The sequence below is a fragment of the Halorientalis pallida genome (assembly GCF_049605515.1).
GTDB classification, from domain to species: domain Archaea; phylum Halobacteriota; class Halobacteria; order Halobacteriales; family Haloarculaceae; genus Halorientalis; species Halorientalis pallida_A.
In genome coordinates this window covers 17,848-36,011 of record NZ_CP187158.1, presented here as the reverse complement: position 1 = coordinate 36,011, position 18,164 = coordinate 17,848, and the positions used below count along the sequence as shown (strand labels likewise).

Here is an 18,164-nt window from a genome sequence, read left to right as displayed (position 1 = left end):
GTCGAAACGCAGGCAGTTCTCAGAGCCGGACTGGCCCGGAAGACCCTTCGGCGCTCGCGTCGGCGTCCGCGTCGGTCGCGGTGTCGGCCGTGGTGGCGACCCCCTGGAACGCCCAGGCGGTCGTCGCGGTCATGGCCGCGAAGATGGTCAGCGCGGCGGTGTGGTGGAGGACCTGCGCGACGGGTCCGTAGAACCAGATGGTGTTCGCGCCGAGCAGGACCTGCACGGGCAGGACGGCCAGCGCGACGGTCGAAGCCCAGCGGATGTCGGTCCGGGGCTGGCGTTTCCAGGCGGCGTAGGTCGTCCCCACGATCATGAAGCCGGTGACCATCGCGACGAAGCGGTGGAACCACTCGACGAAACTCGGCCAGTCGGCCGGGAACAGACCGAACACGGCCCCGTTACAGAGCGGCCAGCGGGCACCGCAGGACAGTCCCGCACCGATGGCACCGGTGTAGACGCCGAGCAGGATGAGCGAGAACGTCATCCCGGTCGTCGCCGCCGCGAGGTGGCGAAAGCCCAGTCGCATACTCGCCTCTCAGGCTCGCGTCTACTTATGCTCGGCCTTTCGTTCTCGGGCAGTGGGATCGACGAACGTCGAACATTATTTTCGGTTACCTTTTTACGCTGGCAAGGTCCCCATAGTGCATGGGACTAGACGAGGATTCGCTCGACTATCACCGGGAGGACCCCCCGGGGAAGATCGAGATCTCGACGACGAAGCCAACCAACACCCAGCGTGATCTGAGCCTCGCCTACTCGCCGGGCGTCGCCGCCCCCTGCCGTGCGATCCGGGACAACCCAAACGACGCGTACAGCTACACCGCGAAGGGGAACCTCGTCGGCGTCGTCTCCGACGGGACCGCGGTACTCGGCCTGGGCGATATCGGCGCACAGGCCTCGAAACCCGTGATGGAGGGCAAGGGCGTCCTGTTCAAGCGGTTCGCCGACATCGACGTGTTCGACATCGAACTCGAGGACGCCGACACCGAGGAGATGATCCGCTCGATCAGTTCGATGGAGCCGACCTTCGGCGGCATCAACCTCGAAGACATCAAAGCGCCGGAGTGTTTCGAGGTCGAACAGCGCCTCCGCGAGGAGATGGACATCCCCATCTTCCACGACGACCAGCACGGGACCGCCATCATCTCCGGGGCCGCGCTGCTCAACGCCGCCGACATCGCCGGCAAGGACCTCTCGGAACTGGACATCGTCTTCTCCGGTGCCGGCGCGAGCGCCATCGCGACCGCCCGCTTCTACGTCTCTCTGGGCGCGAACCGCGAGAACATCACCATGTGTGACTCCTCGGGGATCATCACCGAGGCCCGCGCCGAGAACGACGACGTCAACGACTTCAAAAAGGAGTTCGCCCGCGACGTGCCCGAGGGCGACCTCGCGGACGCGATGGTCGACGCCGACGTGTTCGTCGGACTCTCCGTCGGCGGCATCGTCTCCGAGGAGATGGTCCAGTCGATGGGATCGGACCCCATCATCTTCGCGATGGCCAACCCCGACCCCGAGATCGCCTACGAGGACGCCAAACAGGCCCGCGACGACACCGTCATCATGGCCACGGGCCGCTCGGACTACCCCAACCAGGTCAACAACGTCCTCGGGTTCCCGTTCATCTTCCGGGGCGCGCTCGACGTGCGCGCGACGGAGATCAACGAGGAGATGAAACGCGCCGCCGCCGAGGCGCTGGCCGAACTGGCCCGCCAGGACGTACCCGACGCCGTCGTCAAGGCCTACGGCGACCAGCCGCTCCAGTACGGCCCGGAGTACGTCATCCCCAAGCCGCTGGATCCCCGCGTCCTGTTCGAGGTCGCGCCGGCCGTCGCCGAGGCCGCCATGGACAGCGGGGCCGCCCGCGTCGAGATCGACCACGAGGAGTACGTCGAGCAACTGGAGGCCCGGCTCGGCAAGTCCCGCGAGATGATGCGGGTCGTCCTCAACAAGGCGAAAAACGAGCCCAAGCGAGTCGTCCTCGCGGAGGGCGACGACGAGAAGATGATCCGCGCGGCCTACCAGATGGACGATCAGGGCATCGCCGACCCCATCCTGATCGGCGACCGCGAGCGCATCTGGGCGATCATGGAGACCCTGGCGCTGGATTTCGACCCCGAGATCGTCGACCCCGGCGAGGGGAGCCTCGAACCGTACGCCGAGCGACTGTACGACCTCCGACAGCGCAAGGGGATCACCCGCCGCGAGGCCGGCGAACTCGTGCAGGACGGCAACTACCTCGGGAGCGTCATGGTCGAGATGGGCGACGCCGACGCCATGCTGACCGGGCTGATGCACAACTACCCCTCGGCGCTGAAGCCACCGCTCCAGATCGTCGGCACCGCCGAGGACGCCAACTACGCCGCGGGCGTCTACATGCTGACCTTCAAGAACCGCGTCGTGTTCTGCGTCGACACCACCGTCAACCAGAACCCCGACGCCGAGGTCCTCTCGGAGGTGACCTGCCACACGGCCGAGCTGGCCCGCCGGTTCAACATCGAACCCCGGGCGGCCATGCTATCGTACTCGAACTTCGGATCGGTCGACAACGAGGGGACCCGCAAGCCCCGGAAGGCCGCCGACCTCCTCCGTGACGATCCGCAGGTCGACTTCCCCGTGGACGGGGAGATGCAGGCCGACACCGCCGTCGTCGAGGACATCCTCAACGGCACCTACGAGTTCTCCGACCTCGACGAACCCGCGAACATCCTCGTGTTCCCGAATCTGGAGGCGGGCAACATCGGCTACAAACTCCTCCAGCGCCTCGGCGGCGCGGAGGCCATCGGCCCGATGCTCGTCGGCATGGACAAGCCCGTCCACGTCCTCCAGCGCGGCGACGAAGTGAAGGACATCGTGAACCTCGCCAGCGTCGCCGTCGTGGACGCCCAGCAGAACGACTACTAGCCACCCACCTTTTTACTTCGCCGGGTTCGCTACGCGAACCCGGCTCGCAAAAACGTGGGCGAAAAACTGCCGGACGCGAGCCGGCGGCTCGCCTCCGGTGTTCTCGTGAGTGACCGTCGGGAACGAACGAGGGCTCGTCAGAGCTTCGCTCTGACGGTGAACCGCGCGCCTCCGGCGCGCGGACGCTGGACCCACGGCACCGCCGTGAACTGCTCCGACACTCACTCCGTCCCCAGCGACGCCAGCCGCTTTTCGGTCTCGAAGTAGAACTCGGCGATCACGCCCGACCAGAGGAAGGCGAGGACCACGACCGAGACGGGACCTGGGACGCCGACAGGCGAGAGAAAACTGGCGACGGCCAGCCCCACGGCCAGCAACGTCACCAGGAAGACGTACTCGTCGAGAGGGTCCGTGGCCAGCAGTGAGGTGTCGACGTAGGCGTAGGCCGCGCCGACGGCGACGCCGACGACGAGACTGACCAGGGACAGCGCGACAGGGCCGTCCGGAAACGGACCACTCCACAGCTCGACGACGACGTAGATCGTCAGCGCGAGTGTCAGCACCCCCGCGTGTGCGACTGACGCCACTGGCTCCCAGAACCCCCCGTCACTCCCCATTGCCCCATCGTGGCAACGGCCAGCATGATAAATCTTGCCGGCTATACTGTCGGACAGCAGTTCCGAACCGTCGGGTATCCGGAGCGGCAGAACCGTCGTCAGTTCCGTCGACTGTGATACACGTCGAATGCGAACTGTTCTGTCCGACAGTATCAGTCGCTGGCACCGCGGTCCGACCGCGAGGGCGGGGGCACCTGTTCCTCGGTCGGGTCCTCCGGAATGACACAGCGGTCGGGTTCGTGGTTGACGTGGGCGTACTGGTCCGGTGCGTTCGCCAGCGGATGCGCCGGGTTCACGTCACTGGAGATGCGAGCGGCCCTGATCTCGTCGAACCCGTTGATCCGGGCGCGGATGCCCCGCCAGTGGTGGTTCGTCGCCCGCGGGACGGAGACGGCGGGGTTCCAGTCCGCGCCACGGGCGTCGAGGACGGCCTGGTTGACGTTGCCAGCCAGGTCGTCGTGGTCGATCAGGACGCCGATGCGAGCGTCGTCGGGCGCTCGCGCCGCGAGGACGTCCAGCCCCAGGTGGAGTGCGCGGTACTCGGCGACGTTGTTGTCGGGTGCGCTGTCCGCGACCGAGAGCCGCGCCACACGTTCCCCGTCGCGTGTCTCGATGACCACGCCGAGACCGCCGTCGGGGTCGTCCCCGCCCCCGACCGCGCCACTCCGGCCTCTGTAGGAGCCGTCTGTGGCGAGATAGAAGTCCCGATGGTGGGTGCGAGGGGGGTGAGCAATGTGTGGCGTCGGCGACTCGTCGAACAGGTCCCGAAGGGACGGCCGGCCGTAAGCGGCCATATCTCCACTATGGAGACGGGATGATTTAAATATATGGGCCTTTCGAGGGTACGACTGGACGCCCGCGGGCGGGTTCACCCACCGGAAGGTCTACGGCCGGGCCGGCCGTCCCTCCGGGCATGCTCACCGCTCGCGACATCATGACGACCGACGTGGAGACGGTCGCGCCCGACGACGACGTGGCCGAAGTCCTCACGAAACTGGCCCAGGCGACGTTCAACGGCTACCCCGTCACCGACGGCGAGGAACTCGTCGGCATCGTCACGCAGGGCGACCTCGTCGACCTGTTCCAGCCCTCCGACCGGACGCTGTGGATTCCCGTCGGTTTCCCCCCGTTCCTGGAGAGTCTGACCTACGGGATCGACCTCTCGTGGGACAACCTGGACGTGGGACTGGACATGGTCCGCAACTCCGGGAAGTCGATCAGCGACGTGATGACCGCCGACGTGGTGACGGTCGCGCCCGACGACGACATCGACCGGGTGCTGGATCTCCTGGCCGACCGCGACCGGGACATCAACCGCTTGCCGGTCGTCGAGGACGGCGAGGCGCGAAGCGCCGCTGGCAGCCGGACGGAGTCCGGCGACGGCCGCGTCGTCGGCATCATCGCCAGACAGGACGTACTGCGGGCGCTCCGCGACGAGCGACTGGAGAAGGCGGGGTAGCGCGGGCGGCGTCAGTCGTGGTAGCGGTGACCGATGACCGCCGCGACCACGTTCAGGGCGACCAGACCGACGAACGCACCGACGATGGAGCTACTGCGGAGACCGTAGGCCAGCAGTGGAAGGTAGAGGAAAGGGAGGACGATCGCGGACCAGAAGGCGAGACCGGTCACACCGGCTTTCAGACCGGTCCCGTACTGCGCCAGTGCGGGGCGGACGTCGCTCACTGGCGGGAACAGTTGCCGTTCGTTACTGGAGGGACTTGACGAGGCCATCGTGTCGTTCTACTACCTGCTTGAACAGCCGACCCCTTATAACCGGTCGAGCCTTCGACCCGTTTCGGCTCATTTCACTCGACTACCGGCAGCATATGGACCTTTCACGACGGCCGCAGAACGCTCGATAAATTTTAAATAGCTATCTAACGCCGTAACGTCGAATTACAGCCCGCCATTATTTCGCACCCATCTTGCCGGAAGGAGTGGCGCAAGCCGAGTGTGTAAGATATTGGTTAACACACCCATGGTAACTATCGGCACGAATCGAGATCGGCGAGCAGTCGGTCGCGGGTCGTCGAGTCGAGGTCGGCGGCCGCATCGTCGGTGAACGGTGAGGCCAGAAGCGTCGCGAGCGCGCGGTCGGTCTTCTCCCGAATTCGGTCGATCGCTTTCTCGACGGATTCGACGGACTCGTCACGTTCCGCGGCGATCTCGTCGACGGAGTGATCGTCGTCGAGCATGGCCGCGATCTCGCGTTCGCCGTGGCTCAAAATCGACGGTTGTGGCGTGGCGTCGGTCATACTGGTGGTTCGGAACGACCGGTCAAAACGGTGGCGTCAGCCCAGCACGCTGACGGAGACCTCGTGGGGGCCGGCCGGGGTGTCGAGCGTGACGGCGTCGGCGAAGTGATCGGTGACGGCCTCGCGCCAGGCGGCGACGGCCTCGGCGTGGCGCTCGCGGTGGCGCTCGCGGGTGTACTCGACGGTCGGATCGTCACGGAGGTCGTCCTCGGTCTCGGCCGGTGTGGGATAGGCGGGCGCGGACTCGGTGACGAAGGCGTCGGGTTCGACGTGGATCGGCGCGGGCTCGTCGTCGTAGTCGGTGGCCCCGTCGCGGTGAATTCGAGCGCGCATCCGCCCGCTGAACGGCGGTGTCACGCGCAAGACGGGGTCCTGTCCGCTCCGCCGACCCGCCTCCAGGGCGGTGACTACGTCCTCGGCGTCGACCGCAATCGCGTTGATCGCCGTCGGATCGGCTGACCCGGGCATAGCGAAAGCTATCGGCCCACAGTATTGAGGGTTCCCGTCCCCGCTCAGTCCCCGGTCGCGCTTTGCCGTTGCACGTCCGCGATGAGATCGTCGACGGACCGGTTGATGTCGACCACCTCGTCGGTCTGATCGTCGAGTTCGTCCGTGATCTCGTCGACGGCGTCGACGATGTCTGCGGCGTTCTCGGTCGACTCGTCGATCATGCTGGCGACTTCCTCGGTCGAGGCGGCCTGCTCGTCGGTCGCGGTCGCGACCTCCTCGATCCCGTTGTTGACTTCCCGGACGGTCTCGCTGATCTCCTCGAGCGTGTCCATCGCGTCGTCGACCGACTCGATCCCGCCCTCGATGCGCTCGTTGTTCTGTTCGAGGCTACCGACGGCCTGCTCGGTGTTCTCCTGAATCTCGTCGATCATGGCCTCGATCTCGCCGGCCTGGGTCTGTGACTCGCCTGCGAGGTCTTTGATCTCGTCGGCGACGACGGCGAACCCCTCGCCGGCCTGCCCGGCGCGGGCGGCCTCGATGGACGCGTTCAGCGCGAGGATGTTGGTCTGGTCGGCGATGTCGTTGATGATCTCGACGATCTCGTCGATCTCCTGGACGCTGTCCTGAATCGTCCGCACGTCCTCGGCGACGCTGTCGGCCGCCGCCTGGATCTCCTCCATCGCGTCGACGACTTCCTCCGCCGAGTCCTGCCCCTCGTCCGCCAGGTCTCGGGCCTCCTTGCTGGCGGCGGCGACCTCCTCCGCCGAGGAAGCGATCTCCTCGACGGAGGCCGACAGCGTCGACACCTCGTTGGCTACCTCGGACATGCCCTGGTGTTGCTCGCGAGCCAGGTCCGAGATCTCCCGGGTTCGCTCGGCGATCTCGACCGAGGAGTCCTCGAGTTCGGCAATCGACGTCTGGATCTCGCTGGCCGCATCGTGGTCGTACCCCGCGTTACGGTCTATATCCTGTTCGATATCGTCTTCCATGTCGTCGTCGATCCCAGCGTCGAGACCAGCCTCACGGGACATTGTGACGGTAGGAAGGCAACTTGCAACAAAACGATGACTGCCTGACTGTCAGGATTGATAATCATCCAGTCTCTCAGATTACACGTCCGGCGCTACTGCCGGTCACGCTCGAAGAAGGAGTCGAGCAGTTTCCGCTCGGCCACCCGGAGGTGCTGGTGGAAGGTCGAGCGGGAGATATCCATCATCTCGGCGAGTTCGTCGCCGTCGACGGCGCGCGGCCAGTCGAAGAAGCCGCTGTAGTACGCCGTCCGGAGCGCGGTGAGCTGTCGGTCGGTGAGTCGTTCTTCGAGGCCGGCACGGAACTCCTGGCGGGTCTGAACCGGGCGTTCGTGTTCGTGATAGCCGGCGAGTTCCGTGCCCTCGTACCGGTCCGCGATCAACTCGAAGAGGGATCTGGCGTCGGCCTCGCGGGAGAGTTCGACGGTGAAGGCCGTCACGCCGTCCTGGCTGGTGACCTCCTTGGTGACCGCACCCCTGTCGACGAGGAGTTCGACGAGCGAGCCCTCGAGGGTCAACTGCAGGAGACAGCCGTCGTCGTGATCGGCCAGCACCGTCACGTCGGTGACGGCGTCCTGCTCGGTCGCGAACGCACGGACCGTCTCGGGTTCACAGTCCTCGACGGTGTAGAACTCCCGGAGCGCACCGTTGGAACCGTAGACAGACCCGGAGTAGGAGAACTGACAGTCGAGTTCGGTCGAGGCGGCGTTGAGCAACAGCGTCGGATCGTCGACGGTGAACTCCATCTCGACGATCCGGTCGGCCGTCAGGGTTCGCTTGCTCTCCAGCGCGTCGATGGCGTTGGCGATGGCGCGACCGAGCGCCTCCAGTACGACCTGTTCGCGCTCGTCGAAGGCGTCGGGGTGGCCGGCACAGACCGTGAGGACGCCGTACTCGCTCTCGCGGTTCCCGATGGGGACCGAGATGACCGCCTCGATCCCGGCATCGCCGTAGCGTCGCCCGACGGCGGAGCCGCTGTCGACCGTCGAGACGATCTGGCCGCTCCCGGTCGCGAACGCCCGTGCGCTCGGCGTCGGTGCGTCGGCGTCCAGCGCGACCGACTCGTCCTCGAGGTCCACGTCGGCCGGCCCCGCCGCCGCCCGCACGCGCAATCGCTCCTCCGAGATGTCGGCGCTCCCGATCCAGGCGAACAGGTAGGGGTCGGTGTCGGCCAGTCGCTCACAGACGCCGTGTTCGATCTCGTCTCTGGAGACCGACTCGACGAGCAACTGGGTGATGTCCTGGACGAGGCCGTTGATTCGGTCGACGAGGTGTTCGAGGCTCTGACGCTCCTGCTGGGCCTGACGGGCGTTCTCCTGGGCCTCCAGTTCGGCGAGCCGCCGGTCCGTGATGTCGATGTGTGCGACGGTCGCGAAGTTGCCGTCCCCGATGGTGAACGGCGTCGCCCGCATCAGGAACCAGCTCTGTTGCTCGGGCGTGTGGCAGGGGTATTCGAGCGTGAACTCCTCGCACTCGCCGTCGAGGACGCGTCTGATCCCCCGGACCGCCTCGATGGCGTAGTCGTCCTCGGTCGGATCGACCGAATCGAAGTAGTTGAACCCCTCCGCGTCCGCTTCGGCCCCGGCAGTCCCGTCACCCGCAGTCCCCCAGGAACTGTTGGTGAACAGAATGTGTCCCTCCTCGTCCAGCACAGCGATCTGGCTCGACAGCGTATCGAGGGCTGCTCTGGCTATCGATTCGGTGACTTCCATTCAATCCATTTCGGGACCGCAGACGCATAAAAATCCCCCCGCCGACCCCGGGCTGCGTCCCACGTCGACGCCGGGATGGGGTCACTCGGGCGCGACCCGCGACAGAACCGGAATCTCGGCCCGACGCTCGTCGGAGAGCAGGGCCCAGTCGATCCCTGCCGGCTTCCCGCCGCCACCGGTCCGAACCGTCCGCTCGGGCGTCACGACCAGATCTAACGGCACGTCGTGGTCCCGGGTCGGCACGTCCGCGTCGACCAGTTGTCGCTCGTGGACCGTCGTCGCGACCGGCGTCGTCCCGTCGACCAGCCCCAGTTCCCGCAGCACCGCGAACTCCAGGTCACTGTACCCCTCACCCTTGCCGACCCGTGCGCCGTCGGCGGTGACGGCGACGCTCCCCGAGACGATCAGATCGACCGACTCCATCTCGTCGGGACCGACCTTGACGCCGACTTCGGCCGACCCACCGACCGTCGTCGCGTGGTCGATGTCCTCGACCTCTGCGGGGTCGAGCCGCAGGAAACACTTCTCGTCGCGGAGTCGCGGCACGGCCATGTACACCGTCTTCCCCTGTCGCAGGGCCGCGCGCCGGACCGGAAGCTGTGGCGCGTCCGGATTGGCCTTGAGCACGTCGGCGTCGACCCACTCGTCGGTCTCGGCCAGTCGCTCGGCGGCCTCGTCGGCCCCCGCGAAGTTGGGAATGCGCCCGTGTGGCGGGAACGGGAATCGGGCCTCCCCGCTCTCGTCGAGATCGTCCCACACGCGCTCACGGAGGGATTCCTTGTCCATACAGACGCCAGCGGTGCCACCGGCTTCAGCCTTCAGGCCGACACTGGGGTATTAAACGACCGCAATATGTTCGCACAACGGCTACCCACCAGTCCCGCCACTCGACGGTATGAGCAGCGTCGACAAGACAGATGGGGGCGAGGGGGAACGCAGTGCCACGACCGGGCGGGGACGCCCGACCGTGACGACGATCGCAGGGGCGTCGGACCGGACGGTGTTCACCGAGACGGGCAACACCGACGCCTGGATCGCGACCGACTCCGTCAGCGACGTGACGCGGTAGCGCCCGCTGTCGCGCGGCGACGCGAGCGCGAACAGCCGTCTGCTCGGCCTTCTCACGGCGTTCGAGAGACTGCCCTGGGCGGGCTCAGAACTGCGTCGAGACGCACGGGGCGCGTATCGCCTCTTGCACGCTCACTGGCGTTCGCGTGCAACCTGCCGGATTCTCCGCCCACCGCCGGGCAGTTCGGAGCAGTCGCTCACACGAGGTTCGCGACGGAAGGAAATGCCCGGGGCGGGCTCCGAACCGCGGAAAATCGGATATTTTCCCGCTCCCGCCTCGCTCCGCTCGGCGGGACCCTACGGGTTCGGAGTGGCCCGGGCATGCTCACGGCGTTGCCACTCGCCGTTGGCTCGTGGCGTTCGAGAGAATGCCCGGGGAGGGCTCCGAACCCTCGATCTCCGCATGTCCCAGGTTCGAGGCTGACGGGCCTCACGGGACCGGGAGCGACGCCGCGCACGAGTCTCGAAAACCCTATGAGTGCGGCGCTATGTCCAGCTAAGCCACCCGGGCTCAGTGTGCACCCGGTGCTAAACGAGTGGTCGTCTTTAACCTTCCCATCTCCGGCGGCTATCCCCGCCACTGCAAGCGAATCCCACACACGAGAAGCGTCAGCGCGACGAGTCCGACGACCACCCCGAAGCCCGCACCCTCGGCGTCCGTGACCTGGGGCCCGACGACGGTCCCTTCGGGCGTCGCTGCCGTCGTTCTCGCTGTGGCGTTTTCGGCTCCGACCGCCGCTGGTGCGTCTCCCGCCGTCGCCGTCACCGCCGTCCCGACTCGCGTCCGGTCGGTCGTCGACGGTTGCGTGGCCGTCGTCGGTCGCTCCGGCGTCGGCTGAACGGATATCGAGATTCCACCGCCCACGTCGTCGACCTCGATATCGCCCAGGCCGCCACCGATATCCGCGTCCCCATCGTCGTCACCGTCGTCGTCCCCGCCACCGCCTGCGTCGTTTCCACCGTCATCGTCCGCACCAGAACCACCGTTCGACTCGGGTCCGGTATCGGTACGCCCGCCGCCCTCTGTCCCGGCCTCGGGGGCCGGCTCGCCCGCGTCACCGCCATCGGCCGACGCACCCGACTCGGTCGGTTGCTGTGGCTGTGGCGTTTCCGACTCGACGGTGTCGGTGGCCGTCGGTTCGGCCGTCGCCGGTGGGTTCGACGTTCCCGGCGTGCCCGGATCGGTGGCCGTGACCGTACCCCCCTCGGCCGGCGCGTCCGGTTCGGCTGGGGTACCTGGTGTGTCCGCTTCGGTCGGCGTCTCCTGCTCGACCGGTGTCCCGCCGTCGGGCGTCGACTCCGCGGGCGTGCTATCGGCCGGTCCCTCCGTCGGTGGAGTCGGCTCGGGCGTTCCCGGGTCGTCGGGCGTCGGTCGTGGCGTGGGCTGGTCGGGGGCTTGAGACCCGCCGTCGGCCGACTCATCGTCGGCGTCCGGGTCGGGCGTCGGCTCCGGGGTGTCGTCGGCTGGCTGGCGCTCCGTCGTCTCCTCGTCGGGTTCGTCCTCCTCGTCGTCGAGCGCGTCCTCGATGCGGTCGAGCAGGTCCTCGTCGTCCTCGCCGTCTTCGCCGTCGGTGTCGTCGTCTTCACTGTCGTCCGCGGGTCCGTCCTCGTCCGCCGTCGGCTCCCCACCCTCGGCGGTCTCCCCGCCGTCTCCGGTCCCGTCTTCCTCGGTCTCGGCTGGTGGTCGCTCCGTCTCGTCGTCGGTCGTCTCCGCTCCGTCCTCGTCGTCGGTCGTCTCCGCTCCGTCCTCGTCCGTCTCGTCGCCGACGGCGGTCTCCTCGGGGCCATCGGTCGGTTCGGACTCCGTGGACTCGGCCGGCGTACTCGCCGCCGGCTCGTCGTCAGAATCCGGGGCTGGAGTCGCGGCGTCTTCGGTTTCCGGGGTCTCCGGGGCCGGTGTATCGGTGGACTCGTCGTCCGCACTGGAGGGAGTGGCCTGGTCGGGTGTCGCGTCCGGCCGTTGTTCGGTCGTTCCGGGATCGTCCGGCGGCGAGTCGGCGGGCGTCGACTGTCGTTCGGGGTCGATATCGGGTTCGGGCGTCCCGGAGTCCGTCTCAGGGGAGTCTTCGGTGGCTGGATCGGGGTCGTCGGCGGGAGTGTCCGCCGCCTCGTCGGGCGTGGCCGGGTCGTCGGGTTCCTCGGGGGTGGGGTCCGGTGCCGGCTCGGGTGCGGGCGTGGCCCCAGTGTCGTTCGCCTGGAGGGCGAGGGGTGACGGGGCGTCGGCCGCGGCGGTGACGGCGACGGCTGCGGAGACGCCGAGCGAACACAGTGCGAGGACCGACAGGGCGGTGACCAGGGGGCCGAGACGTGACACGACCGAGGGGTCGGCGAGGGGCGAAATTGTTACGCGGGGAGTAGTCGGGCGACAAGCCGGGCTTATCTCGCCGGGGTGGGGGTAAGCCGGTGATACCCGACGCGGGGGCCGACGGGCCACACCACCCGCGGATTTAAGCCACCCGGCAAGTACACAACGACCATGGAGATTCCTGACCTCGTCCGGGACGCGCTCGGGGGCGAGGACGTCGAGTTGGGCGTCAACCTCGGTGACGAAGACGTCGTCTGTCTCACGCCGACCCGGACGCTCCTGTACCGGGCCGAAGGGCTGTTGAGCGACGAGAAAGTCCAGGAGTTCCCCCACGACGTGGAGTGGCTGGACGTGAAAGAAGGCCGCCGCAAGACGAAGTTCATCCTCGAATACGTCGAGGGGACACGCAAGTTCGGCGTCCCGAGCAACAGGGACGGCGCGGTGCTGGAACTGCTGTTGACCGGTATCCTCCGTGCCGACGGCGTGACCGACCCCGACGAGTCCGTCGCCGGTGCGTTCCGCTTCAGCGAACTCGTGTTGATCGTCACCGACAAGCGAGTCGTCCGGCACATCGGCTCGGCGGTCTGGACCGAGGATTACGAGGAGTACCCGTTCTCCGACCTCACCGGCCTCTCCTTCGAGCAGGGCAACGTCGCCACGGAGGTCGTCCTCGAAATCGAGGGCCGACCCAAACGGATCAAGACCCCCAACGAGCAGGCGCGGAAGGTCCAGCAGGTCGTCGAGAACGCCGTCTTCGACTTCTACGACGTGGGCAGTCTGGAGGAGTTGAACGCCAGCATCGGCGTCGAGGAGGGCGAGAAGGCGGAGAGCGAAGACAGTGGCGGCGGCAGCGACATCGACATCGGCGGCGGCATCGACCCGCTGGTCTCCGACGACGAGGAGCGGAGTCCGAGCATCGACGGCCCCACGGCGGGTGGGGCGTCCGAGGCCGCCACACGGGCGGAGTCCCAGTCCCGGAGCGACGACGACGGCGACGCCGCGACCGAACCGACCGGCCGACAGGAGCGAACCGCCGACGCCGGCGGCAGTCGGTCGACGACCACCGAGTCGACGACCCGGAGCCAGGGGTCCGAGGCGGCGAGTCAACGGGACCTCGACGCCGTCGAGGCACAGATTTCGGAGCTGACGACCGCGGTCGAGCGCCACAACGAGTTGCTCGAACAGCAACAGCGGACGATCAAGAAGCTGATCGAGGAGTTACGCGAGGGACGCTAGCTCTCCCGCCCGGTGACTTTTCGGATGCAGGAGGAGCCGAACGGGCCGTGTTCGCCGGCGTCGAACGTGATGAAGTAGCCCGTCGAGATCTCGGCTCCACAGCGCCGACAGGTGAACTCGCCTTCTTTCGTGATCACGTCCGTCTCGAAGCTCACGTAGTCGTGACTCGTCGGGCGGACGGTTCCGTCCTCGCGCTCGACGATGCCGCGGGCGACGGCGGTATCGAGAATCTCGCGCTGGACGTTGGGATCGGTCGTGATCGTCTCGATCCGGTCGAGCGCCGCGGCGACCGACAGGGAGTCGTGTTCGAGGCTGGCGAGCAGCTCCAGGCCGAGTTCGACCGGGTCCACGTCCTGCACGACCGACACTGTGACGGCGACCGGATTAAGCGTTGTGAGCCCACCACAAGAGGTATACGGCACGGGCATCGCCTCTTGTGTAGATGCGAGGCGTGACGCGCCAGCGGTTACTCGTCGGGTCGATACTCGCCGCCGTGGCGGCCGTCGCGGTCGCCGGTCGGTCACCGACCGCGGTCCTCCGGTGGGCCGAGAGCCTCGCCGGCCAGCCGGCCCTGTTCGCCGTCGCGCTGGCGGGCCTGTACCTGTTTCGCCCGCTCGCGCTCCTGCCGGTCGCGGTGTGTTCCGTCCTCGTCGGCTACGTGTACGGCCTCGCGGGCATCCCCATCGCCATGGTCGGGGCGGCCGCGACCAACATGCCGGTCTTCCTGCTGGCCCGCTACACGGACATGGGTGGGCGGCTGGCGGCCCGCTTCGAGGCACACGCCGGGCGGTTCGTCGCCACGGCCGGGGCGTTCCGGAGCGTCGTGGTGGCGCGGCTCCTGCCGCTACCCTCCGACGCCGTCTCCTACACGGCCGGGCTGACGCAGGTGCCCGTGCGGCACTACGTCCTCGGCTCGACCGTCGGGGAGATTCCCTGGATCGTCGCCGCCGTCCTCGCGGGGCGGTCGATGCACGACCTCACCGTCTCCGGCGCGAGCGTCGGCCTCGACGTGATCGTCGGCCTGGTGGCCCTGGCGGCCCTGTTGCTCGCCGGACCGACCTACCGGTATCTCACCGGAGAACAGCGACCGGGCACCGCCGACGCTCAGTAGAAGGTGTCCGCGCAGTCGTAGACGACGCCGTGTTCCGGGCAGACGTACTTGCAGTGGCGGCTGTACATCGGCCGCTCACACATCGGACAGGGGCGGCCCCCCGAATCGGAGTCCCGACCCTCGGTGCCGACGCCGCCGCTCTCCTCGTCCATGCTTGCCGAGTGAGGGCAGCGTGGACTTGACTCTGTGGGTCGATCCCGACCCAATTCTAGAACCATCCCGAACGGAGTTCGGACAATCGGTTTAGGTGAGTCTCGCCTTCGGACTGGTATGTCACGGCTCCGTGTGCAGGTGTCGAACGCACTGCCGACGCTCGTGGTCGGCCTGGTCGCCGGGCTCACCGCCGTCGTCGGCTCCTACGCCGCCGCCGGATTCACCCCGTCGTTCGTCGTCACGCCGGTCACGAACTGGATCCGCGAGACGAGTCCCGCAGTGATCACCAACTCGATCATCGAGAACCTCGGAAGTCTCGGCCAGACGCTGCTCTTTCTGAGTGCCGTCGCGCTGTTCGTCGGCGGCGTCGCCGCCCTGGTCGTGGGCTCGCGCGCCCTCGGCCAGCGGCTCAACAACCGGGCGCTCCCGGTCGTCGCGACGACGGCCGGCACCTGGGCGTTCGTTGCGCTCACCACCGGCCAGCCGTTGCTCGCGCTCGGCGCGGCGCTCCCGCCGGGTGCAGTCGTCCTGCTGTTCGTCACCGCGCCGTCGCTCCCGATGCCCGAACCCGTCGACTCGCGCCGCCGGCAGCTCCTGTCGAGCGGGGTCGCACTGGCCGGCTTCAGCCTCGCCGGGTACGCCGTCGGCCAGCGTCGCACGCCGGATCTGGGCGGCGAACCCCTCGCCGGGAACTCGAAACAACAGCGACTGCTCCAGGACGCGGCCGAGAAGTCCTTCTCGATGGACGGCGCGGAGCCGCTGGTCAGCGAGAACTTCTACACCGTCGACATCGCCAACGTCGACCCGACCGTCGACGAATCGGAGTGGAACCTGACGATCACCGGCGAGGTCGACGAGGAGGTGACCCTCGGGTACTCGGAGCTGCGGGAGATGGAGTCGGTCGACCGCTTCGAGACGCTGCGCTGTGTCGGCGAGGACCTCAACGGGAAGAAGATGGACACCGCGCTCTGGACCGGCGTCCCGTTGCAGGACCTGGTCGCACAGGCCGGCCCGAACGGCGACTGTGACTGCGTGCGCCTCCGGGCCGCCGACGGCTACTACCAGGTGTTCCCGATGGACGCGCTCGAAGACAGCCTGCTCGCCTACGGGATGAACGGCAACGCTCTCCCGCGCGGTCACGGCTACCCCGTCAGGGCACTCATCCCGGGCCACTGGGGCGAGATCCAGGTCAAGTGGATCAGCGAGATCGAGGTCCTCGACCAGGACGCCGAGGGCTACTGGGAGAAGAAGGGCTGGCACGGGACCGGCCCCGTCGAGACCGTCGCGAAGCTCCACGCGGTCAACGACCTCGACGACGGGCGCAAGGAGGTCGGCGGCCACGCCTACGCGGGTGTCCGGGGCATCCAGCAGGTGGAGGTGTCCACCGACGGCGGGTCGACCTGGAACGAGGCCGAACTCACCGAGCCACTGGAGGGCATCGACACCTGGCGACAGTGGCGGTACCGCTACGATCCGCCGGGCGGGTCCCACGAAGTCGTCGTCCGCGCCACCGACGGCGAGGGACGGCTCCAGCCCCGCGAGGAGAGCGACTCCTACCCCAGCGGGGCGACCGGCTGGGTGTCCAAGACAGTGCAGTGATCGAGACCAGCACGCATAAACGGGAACCGTGAGAACTGCGACCAACTGTCGATGGAGAAGGCCCTGTGGTACCTGCTGGCCGGCACACGGGGTGGTGAGAACCGCGCCCGGATCATCCGGACGCTCGACGAGCGCCCGCGCAACGCGAACCAGCTCGCGGAACACCTGGAGGTTGACTACAACACCGTCCGGCACCACCTCGACATGCTCGAAGACCACGACGTGGTCGAACCGGGCGGGGACGATTACGGCCAGCTGTACTTCCTCACGGATCGCTTCGAACACCACCGCGACGCCTTCGAGGAAATCATCGACCACGTGGAGTAACCCATGGCAATGAGTACCTGGATCACGATCGCGAGCGGACTCGCCGGACTGAACGTGCTGTTGCTGGCGGCGCTTGGCTTCGTCTGGCTACGCAACTACCGGCAGTTCAAGTCGCCGCTCGTCCTCGGCCTGCTGGCCTTCTCGGCCGTGATGCTCGTCGAGAACCTCGGTGCCATCTACTTCTTCTTCTCGATGGGCATGCTGTACGCCAGCGACGTGATGGCCCAGCAGTTCGTCGTCGCCCTGCGCGGCCTGGAGACCATCGCGCTGGCCTTCCTGACCTACGTCACCTGGCAGTAACGCCGGGTTCGTGTCTCACTCCGGGTCCCCGTCCCCCTCGTCGCGCCACGCCGAGAGGTCCGACACGGCTTCCAGTCCCTCGTGGGCGAGTTCGAGTTCCTCCGTCGCGACGCCGGACCGATCCGCGACCAGTTCCGGCCCGCTCCACTCGACGGGCGTCGCCGCGAGACACCGCCAGCCCCGGACCGGCCGACCGGCCCCGTCGAGCAGGATGACGTGGACCGTCCGCGGTTTCACCGTCCCCGCCACCCACTCCTGGAGCCAGTCCCACAGCGTCGTGTCGTCGCCGACCCCACGCTGGAGTTGCAGGTTCGGTGACTGCGTGCGGCGGCGCTCGGTCGACGGTAGCGACTCGCGGTACTGGTCGAACCAGTCGCCGAAGTCCCACCAGGGGCTGTCCCCGGTGTCGCTAGCACCGGTCTCCGCCTCGTCGGGAGCCACCTCGACGCGGACGGAGAGCCCGCGGACGGCCGCGAAGCCCAGTCGCTCGTCGGTACCGATGTCGACCACGAACCGGTGGCTCGGGTACGGGTCCGCCGGCTCGTCAGCGGCCATCGGTTCGCCCCCGCCGGTCACCCGCAGGCCCGGTGTCGGTCATGCGACGCGCTCGAACCCCTCACAGACGAGTTCGAGCGATTCGATGGCCACGTCCTCGCCGGTGGCGTCGAGTCGCGGGGCCTGGTAGGTCGCCGGCCACACGTTCCGGAGTTCCCAGCGCGCGCCGGCGTTGCCCTCGCGGTCGAGGACGACGACCGCGGCCGTGCGCCGCGCCTCGTCGACCTTCCCCTGCTCGACCAGCGTGCGCCACTCGTACAGTTCGATGGAGTCGTCCGTGACGCCACTCCGGAGGACGACCCGGCCGTAGCGGTTCAGCCCCGCTAGCTGTCGCACCGTGGGTGGGTCGGTCCCCTCGCGGTACTCGATCACGTCCGTACTGCTGGTCGGCTGGCGACACTCGGCGAAGCCGGCCTTCGCTACTCCGTCGATCTCCAGCAGGAACCGTACGTTCCGGTAGGGACCGTGCTTGTCCGGCATGGTTACACCGGTCCCTCCGGTCGAAGTTCGATGTCGACTGTGCGTCTCCCTGCCGCGAGGC

The 18,164-nt window shown here is 67.7% G+C and carries 22 protein-coding genes and 1 tRNA gene; 8 read left to right on the top strand and 15 right to left on the bottom strand.

Features of this window, described 5'->3' with window-relative positions; translation table 11 throughout:
• Positions 1–19: 19 nt before the first annotated feature.
• A complete protein-coding gene (locus ACOZ4N_RS01660) occupies positions 20–529 on the bottom strand; it encodes a COX15/CtaA family protein (RefSeq protein ID WP_424018185.1) in 510 nt (169 codons plus the stop codon).
• A gap of 119 nt (positions 530–648) precedes the next feature.
• Between ACOZ4N_RS01660 and ACOZ4N_RS01655 the strand changes: the two genes are divergently transcribed.
• Positions 649–2,907, top strand: coding sequence for an NADP-dependent malic enzyme (locus ACOZ4N_RS01655; RefSeq protein ID WP_424018184.1), 2,259 nt, complete (start codon positions 649–651; stop codon positions 2,905–2,907).
• Positions 2,908–3,128: 221 nt separating this feature from the next.
• Here ACOZ4N_RS01655 and ACOZ4N_RS01650 read toward each other — a convergent pair whose 3' ends face one another.
• Together ACOZ4N_RS01650 and ACOZ4N_RS01645 are read right to left on the bottom strand one after the other, a co-directional pair.
• Positions 3,129–3,524, bottom strand: coding sequence for a hypothetical protein (locus ACOZ4N_RS01650; RefSeq protein ID WP_424018183.1), 396 nt, complete (start codon positions 3,522–3,524; stop codon positions 3,129–3,131).
• A gap of 152 nt (positions 3,525–3,676) precedes the next feature.
• On the bottom strand, positions 3,677–4,318 hold the full coding sequence (locus ACOZ4N_RS01645; protein ID WP_424018182.1) for a ribonuclease H: 642 nt from the start codon (positions 4,316–4,318) through the stop codon (positions 3,677–3,679).
• A gap of 119 nt (positions 4,319–4,437) precedes the next feature.
• Between ACOZ4N_RS01645 and ACOZ4N_RS01640 the strand changes: the two genes are divergently transcribed.
• Complete coding sequence (locus ACOZ4N_RS01640) at positions 4,438–4,983, top strand: HPP family protein (RefSeq protein ID WP_424018181.1); 546 nt, start codon at positions 4,438–4,440, stop codon at positions 4,981–4,983.
• 11 nt (positions 4,984–4,994) lie between these two features.
• Here ACOZ4N_RS01640 and ACOZ4N_RS01635 read toward each other — a convergent pair whose 3' ends face one another.
• From ACOZ4N_RS01635 to ACOZ4N_RS01610, 6 genes are all read right to left on the bottom strand, one after another.
• Complete coding sequence (locus ACOZ4N_RS01635; protein WP_424018180.1) at positions 4,995–5,255, bottom strand: hypothetical protein; 261 nt, start codon at positions 5,253–5,255, stop codon at positions 4,995–4,997.
• Positions 5,256–5,509: 254 nt separating this feature from the next.
• Positions 5,510–5,779: a hypothetical protein gene (locus ACOZ4N_RS01630; RefSeq protein WP_424018179.1), complete on the bottom strand. Its 270-nt coding sequence runs from the start codon at positions 5,777–5,779 to the stop codon at positions 5,510–5,512.
• Positions 5,780–5,815: 36 nt separating this feature from the next.
• A complete protein-coding gene (locus ACOZ4N_RS01625) occupies positions 5,816–6,247 on the bottom strand; it encodes a hypothetical protein (protein WP_424018178.1) in 432 nt (143 codons plus the stop codon).
• Positions 6,248–6,291: 44 nt separating this feature from the next.
• Complete coding sequence (locus ACOZ4N_RS01620; protein WP_424018177.1) at positions 6,292–7,260, bottom strand: methyl-accepting chemotaxis protein; 969 nt, start codon at positions 7,258–7,260, stop codon at positions 6,292–6,294.
• 92 nt (positions 7,261–7,352) lie between these two features.
• Complete coding sequence (locus tag ACOZ4N_RS01615) at positions 7,353–8,969, bottom strand: bacterio-opsin activator domain-containing protein (RefSeq protein ID WP_424018176.1); 1,617 nt, start codon at positions 8,967–8,969, stop codon at positions 7,353–7,355.
• A gap of 81 nt (positions 8,970–9,050) precedes the next feature.
• On the bottom strand, positions 9,051–9,755 hold the full coding sequence (locus tag ACOZ4N_RS01610) for a 5-formyltetrahydrofolate cyclo-ligase (protein ID WP_424018175.1): 705 nt from the start codon (positions 9,753–9,755) through the stop codon (positions 9,051–9,053).
• Between the two features lie 109 nt (positions 9,756–9,864).
• On the opposite strand from ACOZ4N_RS01610, the gene ACOZ4N_RS01605 reads away from it, so the two are divergent.
• Positions 9,865–10,038: a hypothetical protein gene (locus tag ACOZ4N_RS01605; RefSeq protein ID WP_424018174.1), complete on the top strand. Its 174-nt coding sequence runs from the start codon at positions 9,865–9,867 to the stop codon at positions 10,036–10,038.
• 368 nt (positions 10,039–10,406) lie between these two features.
• On the opposite strand, the gene ACOZ4N_RS01600 is transcribed toward ACOZ4N_RS01605, so the two are convergent.
• A tRNA-Met gene (locus ACOZ4N_RS01600) sits at positions 10,407–10,548 on the bottom strand.
• Positions 10,549–10,605: 57 nt separating this feature from the next.
• Positions 10,606–12,351 (bottom strand): hypothetical protein, encoded by a 1,746-nt coding sequence (locus ACOZ4N_RS01595; protein ID WP_424018173.1) that lies wholly within the window; start codon positions 12,349–12,351, stop codon positions 10,606–10,608.
• A gap of 162 nt (positions 12,352–12,513) precedes the next feature.
• Here ACOZ4N_RS01595 and ACOZ4N_RS01590 point away from each other — a divergent pair, with 162 nt between their 5' ends.
• On the top strand, positions 12,514–13,578 hold the full coding sequence (locus tag ACOZ4N_RS01590; RefSeq protein ID WP_424018172.1) for a DUF7115 domain-containing protein: 1,065 nt from the start codon (positions 12,514–12,516) through the stop codon (positions 13,576–13,578).
• Here ACOZ4N_RS01590 and ACOZ4N_RS01585 read toward each other — a convergent pair.
• Complete coding sequence (locus ACOZ4N_RS01585; RefSeq protein WP_424018171.1) at positions 13,575–13,937, bottom strand: DUF5830 family protein; 363 nt, start codon at positions 13,935–13,937, stop codon at positions 13,575–13,577. The two genes, ACOZ4N_RS01590 and ACOZ4N_RS01585, sit on opposite strands and share 4 nt — an antisense overlap.
• Before the next feature lie 83 nt (positions 13,938–14,020).
• Between ACOZ4N_RS01585 and ACOZ4N_RS01580 the strand changes: the two genes are divergently transcribed.
• The gene (locus ACOZ4N_RS01580) at positions 14,021–14,689 is read left to right on the top strand and encodes a TVP38/TMEM64 family protein (protein ID WP_424018170.1); all 669 of its coding nucleotides are present in this window, start codon (positions 14,021–14,023) and stop codon (positions 14,687–14,689) included.
• On the opposite strand, the gene ACOZ4N_RS01575 is transcribed toward ACOZ4N_RS01580, so the two are convergent.
• Complete coding sequence (locus tag ACOZ4N_RS01575; RefSeq protein WP_424018169.1) at positions 14,683–14,841, bottom strand: HVO_2523 family zinc finger protein; 159 nt, start codon at positions 14,839–14,841, stop codon at positions 14,683–14,685. The two genes, ACOZ4N_RS01580 and ACOZ4N_RS01575, sit on opposite strands and share 7 nt — an antisense overlap.
• Positions 14,842–14,959: 118 nt before the next feature.
• On the opposite strand from ACOZ4N_RS01575, the gene ACOZ4N_RS01570 reads away from it, so the two are divergent.
• Genes ACOZ4N_RS01570 through ACOZ4N_RS01560 form a run of 3 tightly spaced genes read left to right on the top strand, consistent with a single transcriptional unit; the run spans position 14,960 to position 17,068 of the window.
• Positions 14,960–16,441 carry a molybdopterin-dependent oxidoreductase gene (locus ACOZ4N_RS01570; RefSeq protein WP_424018168.1) on the top strand — a complete coding sequence of 494 codons (1,482 nt, stop codon included), beginning with the start codon at positions 14,960–14,962 and terminating at the stop codon, positions 16,439–16,441.
• Between the two features lie 51 nt (positions 16,442–16,492).
• A complete protein-coding gene (locus ACOZ4N_RS01565; RefSeq protein WP_424018166.1) occupies positions 16,493–16,768 on the top strand; it encodes an ArsR/SmtB family transcription factor in 276 nt (91 codons plus the stop codon).
• Between the two features lie 9 nt (positions 16,769–16,777).
• On the top strand, positions 16,778–17,068 hold the full coding sequence (locus ACOZ4N_RS01560) for a hypothetical protein (protein WP_424019973.1): 291 nt from the start codon (positions 16,778–16,780) through the stop codon (positions 17,066–17,068).
• A 15-nt stretch (positions 17,069–17,083) separates the two neighbouring features.
• On the opposite strand, the gene ACOZ4N_RS01555 is transcribed toward ACOZ4N_RS01560, so the two are convergent.
• Positions 17,084–17,623, bottom strand: coding sequence for a phage tail protein (locus ACOZ4N_RS01555; protein WP_424018165.1), 540 nt, complete (start codon positions 17,621–17,623; stop codon positions 17,084–17,086).
• A 39-nt stretch (positions 17,624–17,662) separates the two neighbouring features.
• Positions 17,663–18,103 (bottom strand): phage tail protein, encoded by a 441-nt coding sequence (locus ACOZ4N_RS01550; RefSeq protein WP_424018163.1) that lies wholly within the window; start codon positions 18,101–18,103, stop codon positions 17,663–17,665.
• Positions 18,104–18,164 lie beyond the last annotated feature (61 nt).

Excerpts from the sequence above, each read along its gene's own strand:
- ACOZ4N_RS01625 (WP_424018178.1), bottom strand. The coding sequence starts at position 6,247 with ATGCCCGGGTCAGCCGATCCGACGGCGATCAACGCGATTGCGGTCGAC.
- ACOZ4N_RS01650 (WP_424018183.1), bottom strand. The coding sequence starts at position 3,524 with ATGGGGAGTGACGGGGGGTTCTGGGAGCCAGTGGCGTCAGTCGCACAC.
- ACOZ4N_RS01660 (WP_424018185.1), bottom strand. The coding sequence starts at position 529 with ATGCGACTGGGCTTTCGCCACCTCGCGGCGGCGACGACCGGGATGACG.
- ACOZ4N_RS01645 (WP_424018182.1), bottom strand. The coding sequence starts at position 4,318 with ATGGCCGCTTACGGCCGGCCGTCCCTTCGGGACCTGTTCGACGAGTCG.
- ACOZ4N_RS01610 (WP_424018175.1), bottom strand. The coding sequence starts at position 9,755 with ATGGACAAGGAATCCCTCCGTGAGCGCGTGTGGGACGATCTCGACGAG.
- ACOZ4N_RS01590 (WP_424018172.1), top strand. The coding sequence starts at position 12,514 with ATGGAGATTCCTGACCTCGTCCGGGACGCGCTCGGGGGCGAGGACGTC.
- ACOZ4N_RS01640 (WP_424018181.1), top strand. The coding sequence starts at position 4,438 with ATGCTCACCGCTCGCGACATCATGACGACCGACGTGGAGACGGTCGCG.
- ACOZ4N_RS01575 (WP_424018169.1), bottom strand. The coding sequence starts at position 14,841 with ATGGACGAGGAGAGCGGCGGCGTCGGCACCGAGGGTCGGGACTCCGAT.
- ACOZ4N_RS01620 (WP_424018177.1), bottom strand. The coding sequence starts at position 7,260 with ATGTCCCGTGAGGCTGGTCTCGACGCTGGGATCGACGACGACATGGAA.
- ACOZ4N_RS01615 (WP_424018176.1), bottom strand. The coding sequence starts at position 8,969 with ATGGAAGTCACCGAATCGATAGCCAGAGCAGCCCTCGATACGCTGTCG.
- ACOZ4N_RS01550 (WP_424018163.1), bottom strand. The coding sequence starts at position 18,103 with ATGCCGGACAAGCACGGTCCCTACCGGAACGTACGGTTCCTGCTGGAG.
- ACOZ4N_RS01580 (WP_424018170.1), top strand. The coding sequence starts at position 14,021 with ATGCGAGGCGTGACGCGCCAGCGGTTACTCGTCGGGTCGATACTCGCC.
- ACOZ4N_RS01635 (WP_424018180.1), bottom strand. The coding sequence starts at position 5,255 with ATGGCCTCGTCAAGTCCCTCCAGTAACGAACGGCAACTGTTCCCGCCA.
- ACOZ4N_RS01560 (WP_424019973.1), top strand. The coding sequence starts at position 16,778 with ATGAGTACCTGGATCACGATCGCGAGCGGACTCGCCGGACTGAACGTG.
- ACOZ4N_RS01565 (WP_424018166.1), top strand. The coding sequence starts at position 16,493 with ATGGAGAAGGCCCTGTGGTACCTGCTGGCCGGCACACGGGGTGGTGAG.
- ACOZ4N_RS01555 (WP_424018165.1), bottom strand. The coding sequence starts at position 17,623 with ATGGCCGCTGACGAGCCGGCGGACCCGTACCCGAGCCACCGGTTCGTG.
- ACOZ4N_RS01630 (WP_424018179.1), bottom strand. The coding sequence starts at position 5,779 with ATGACCGACGCCACGCCACAACCGTCGATTTTGAGCCACGGCGAACGC.
- ACOZ4N_RS01605 (WP_424018174.1), top strand. The coding sequence starts at position 9,865 with ATGAGCAGCGTCGACAAGACAGATGGGGGCGAGGGGGAACGCAGTGCC.
- ACOZ4N_RS01570 (WP_424018168.1), top strand. The coding sequence starts at position 14,960 with ATGTCACGGCTCCGTGTGCAGGTGTCGAACGCACTGCCGACGCTCGTG.
- ACOZ4N_RS01655 (WP_424018184.1), top strand. The coding sequence starts at position 649 with ATGGGACTAGACGAGGATTCGCTCGACTATCACCGGGAGGACCCCCCG.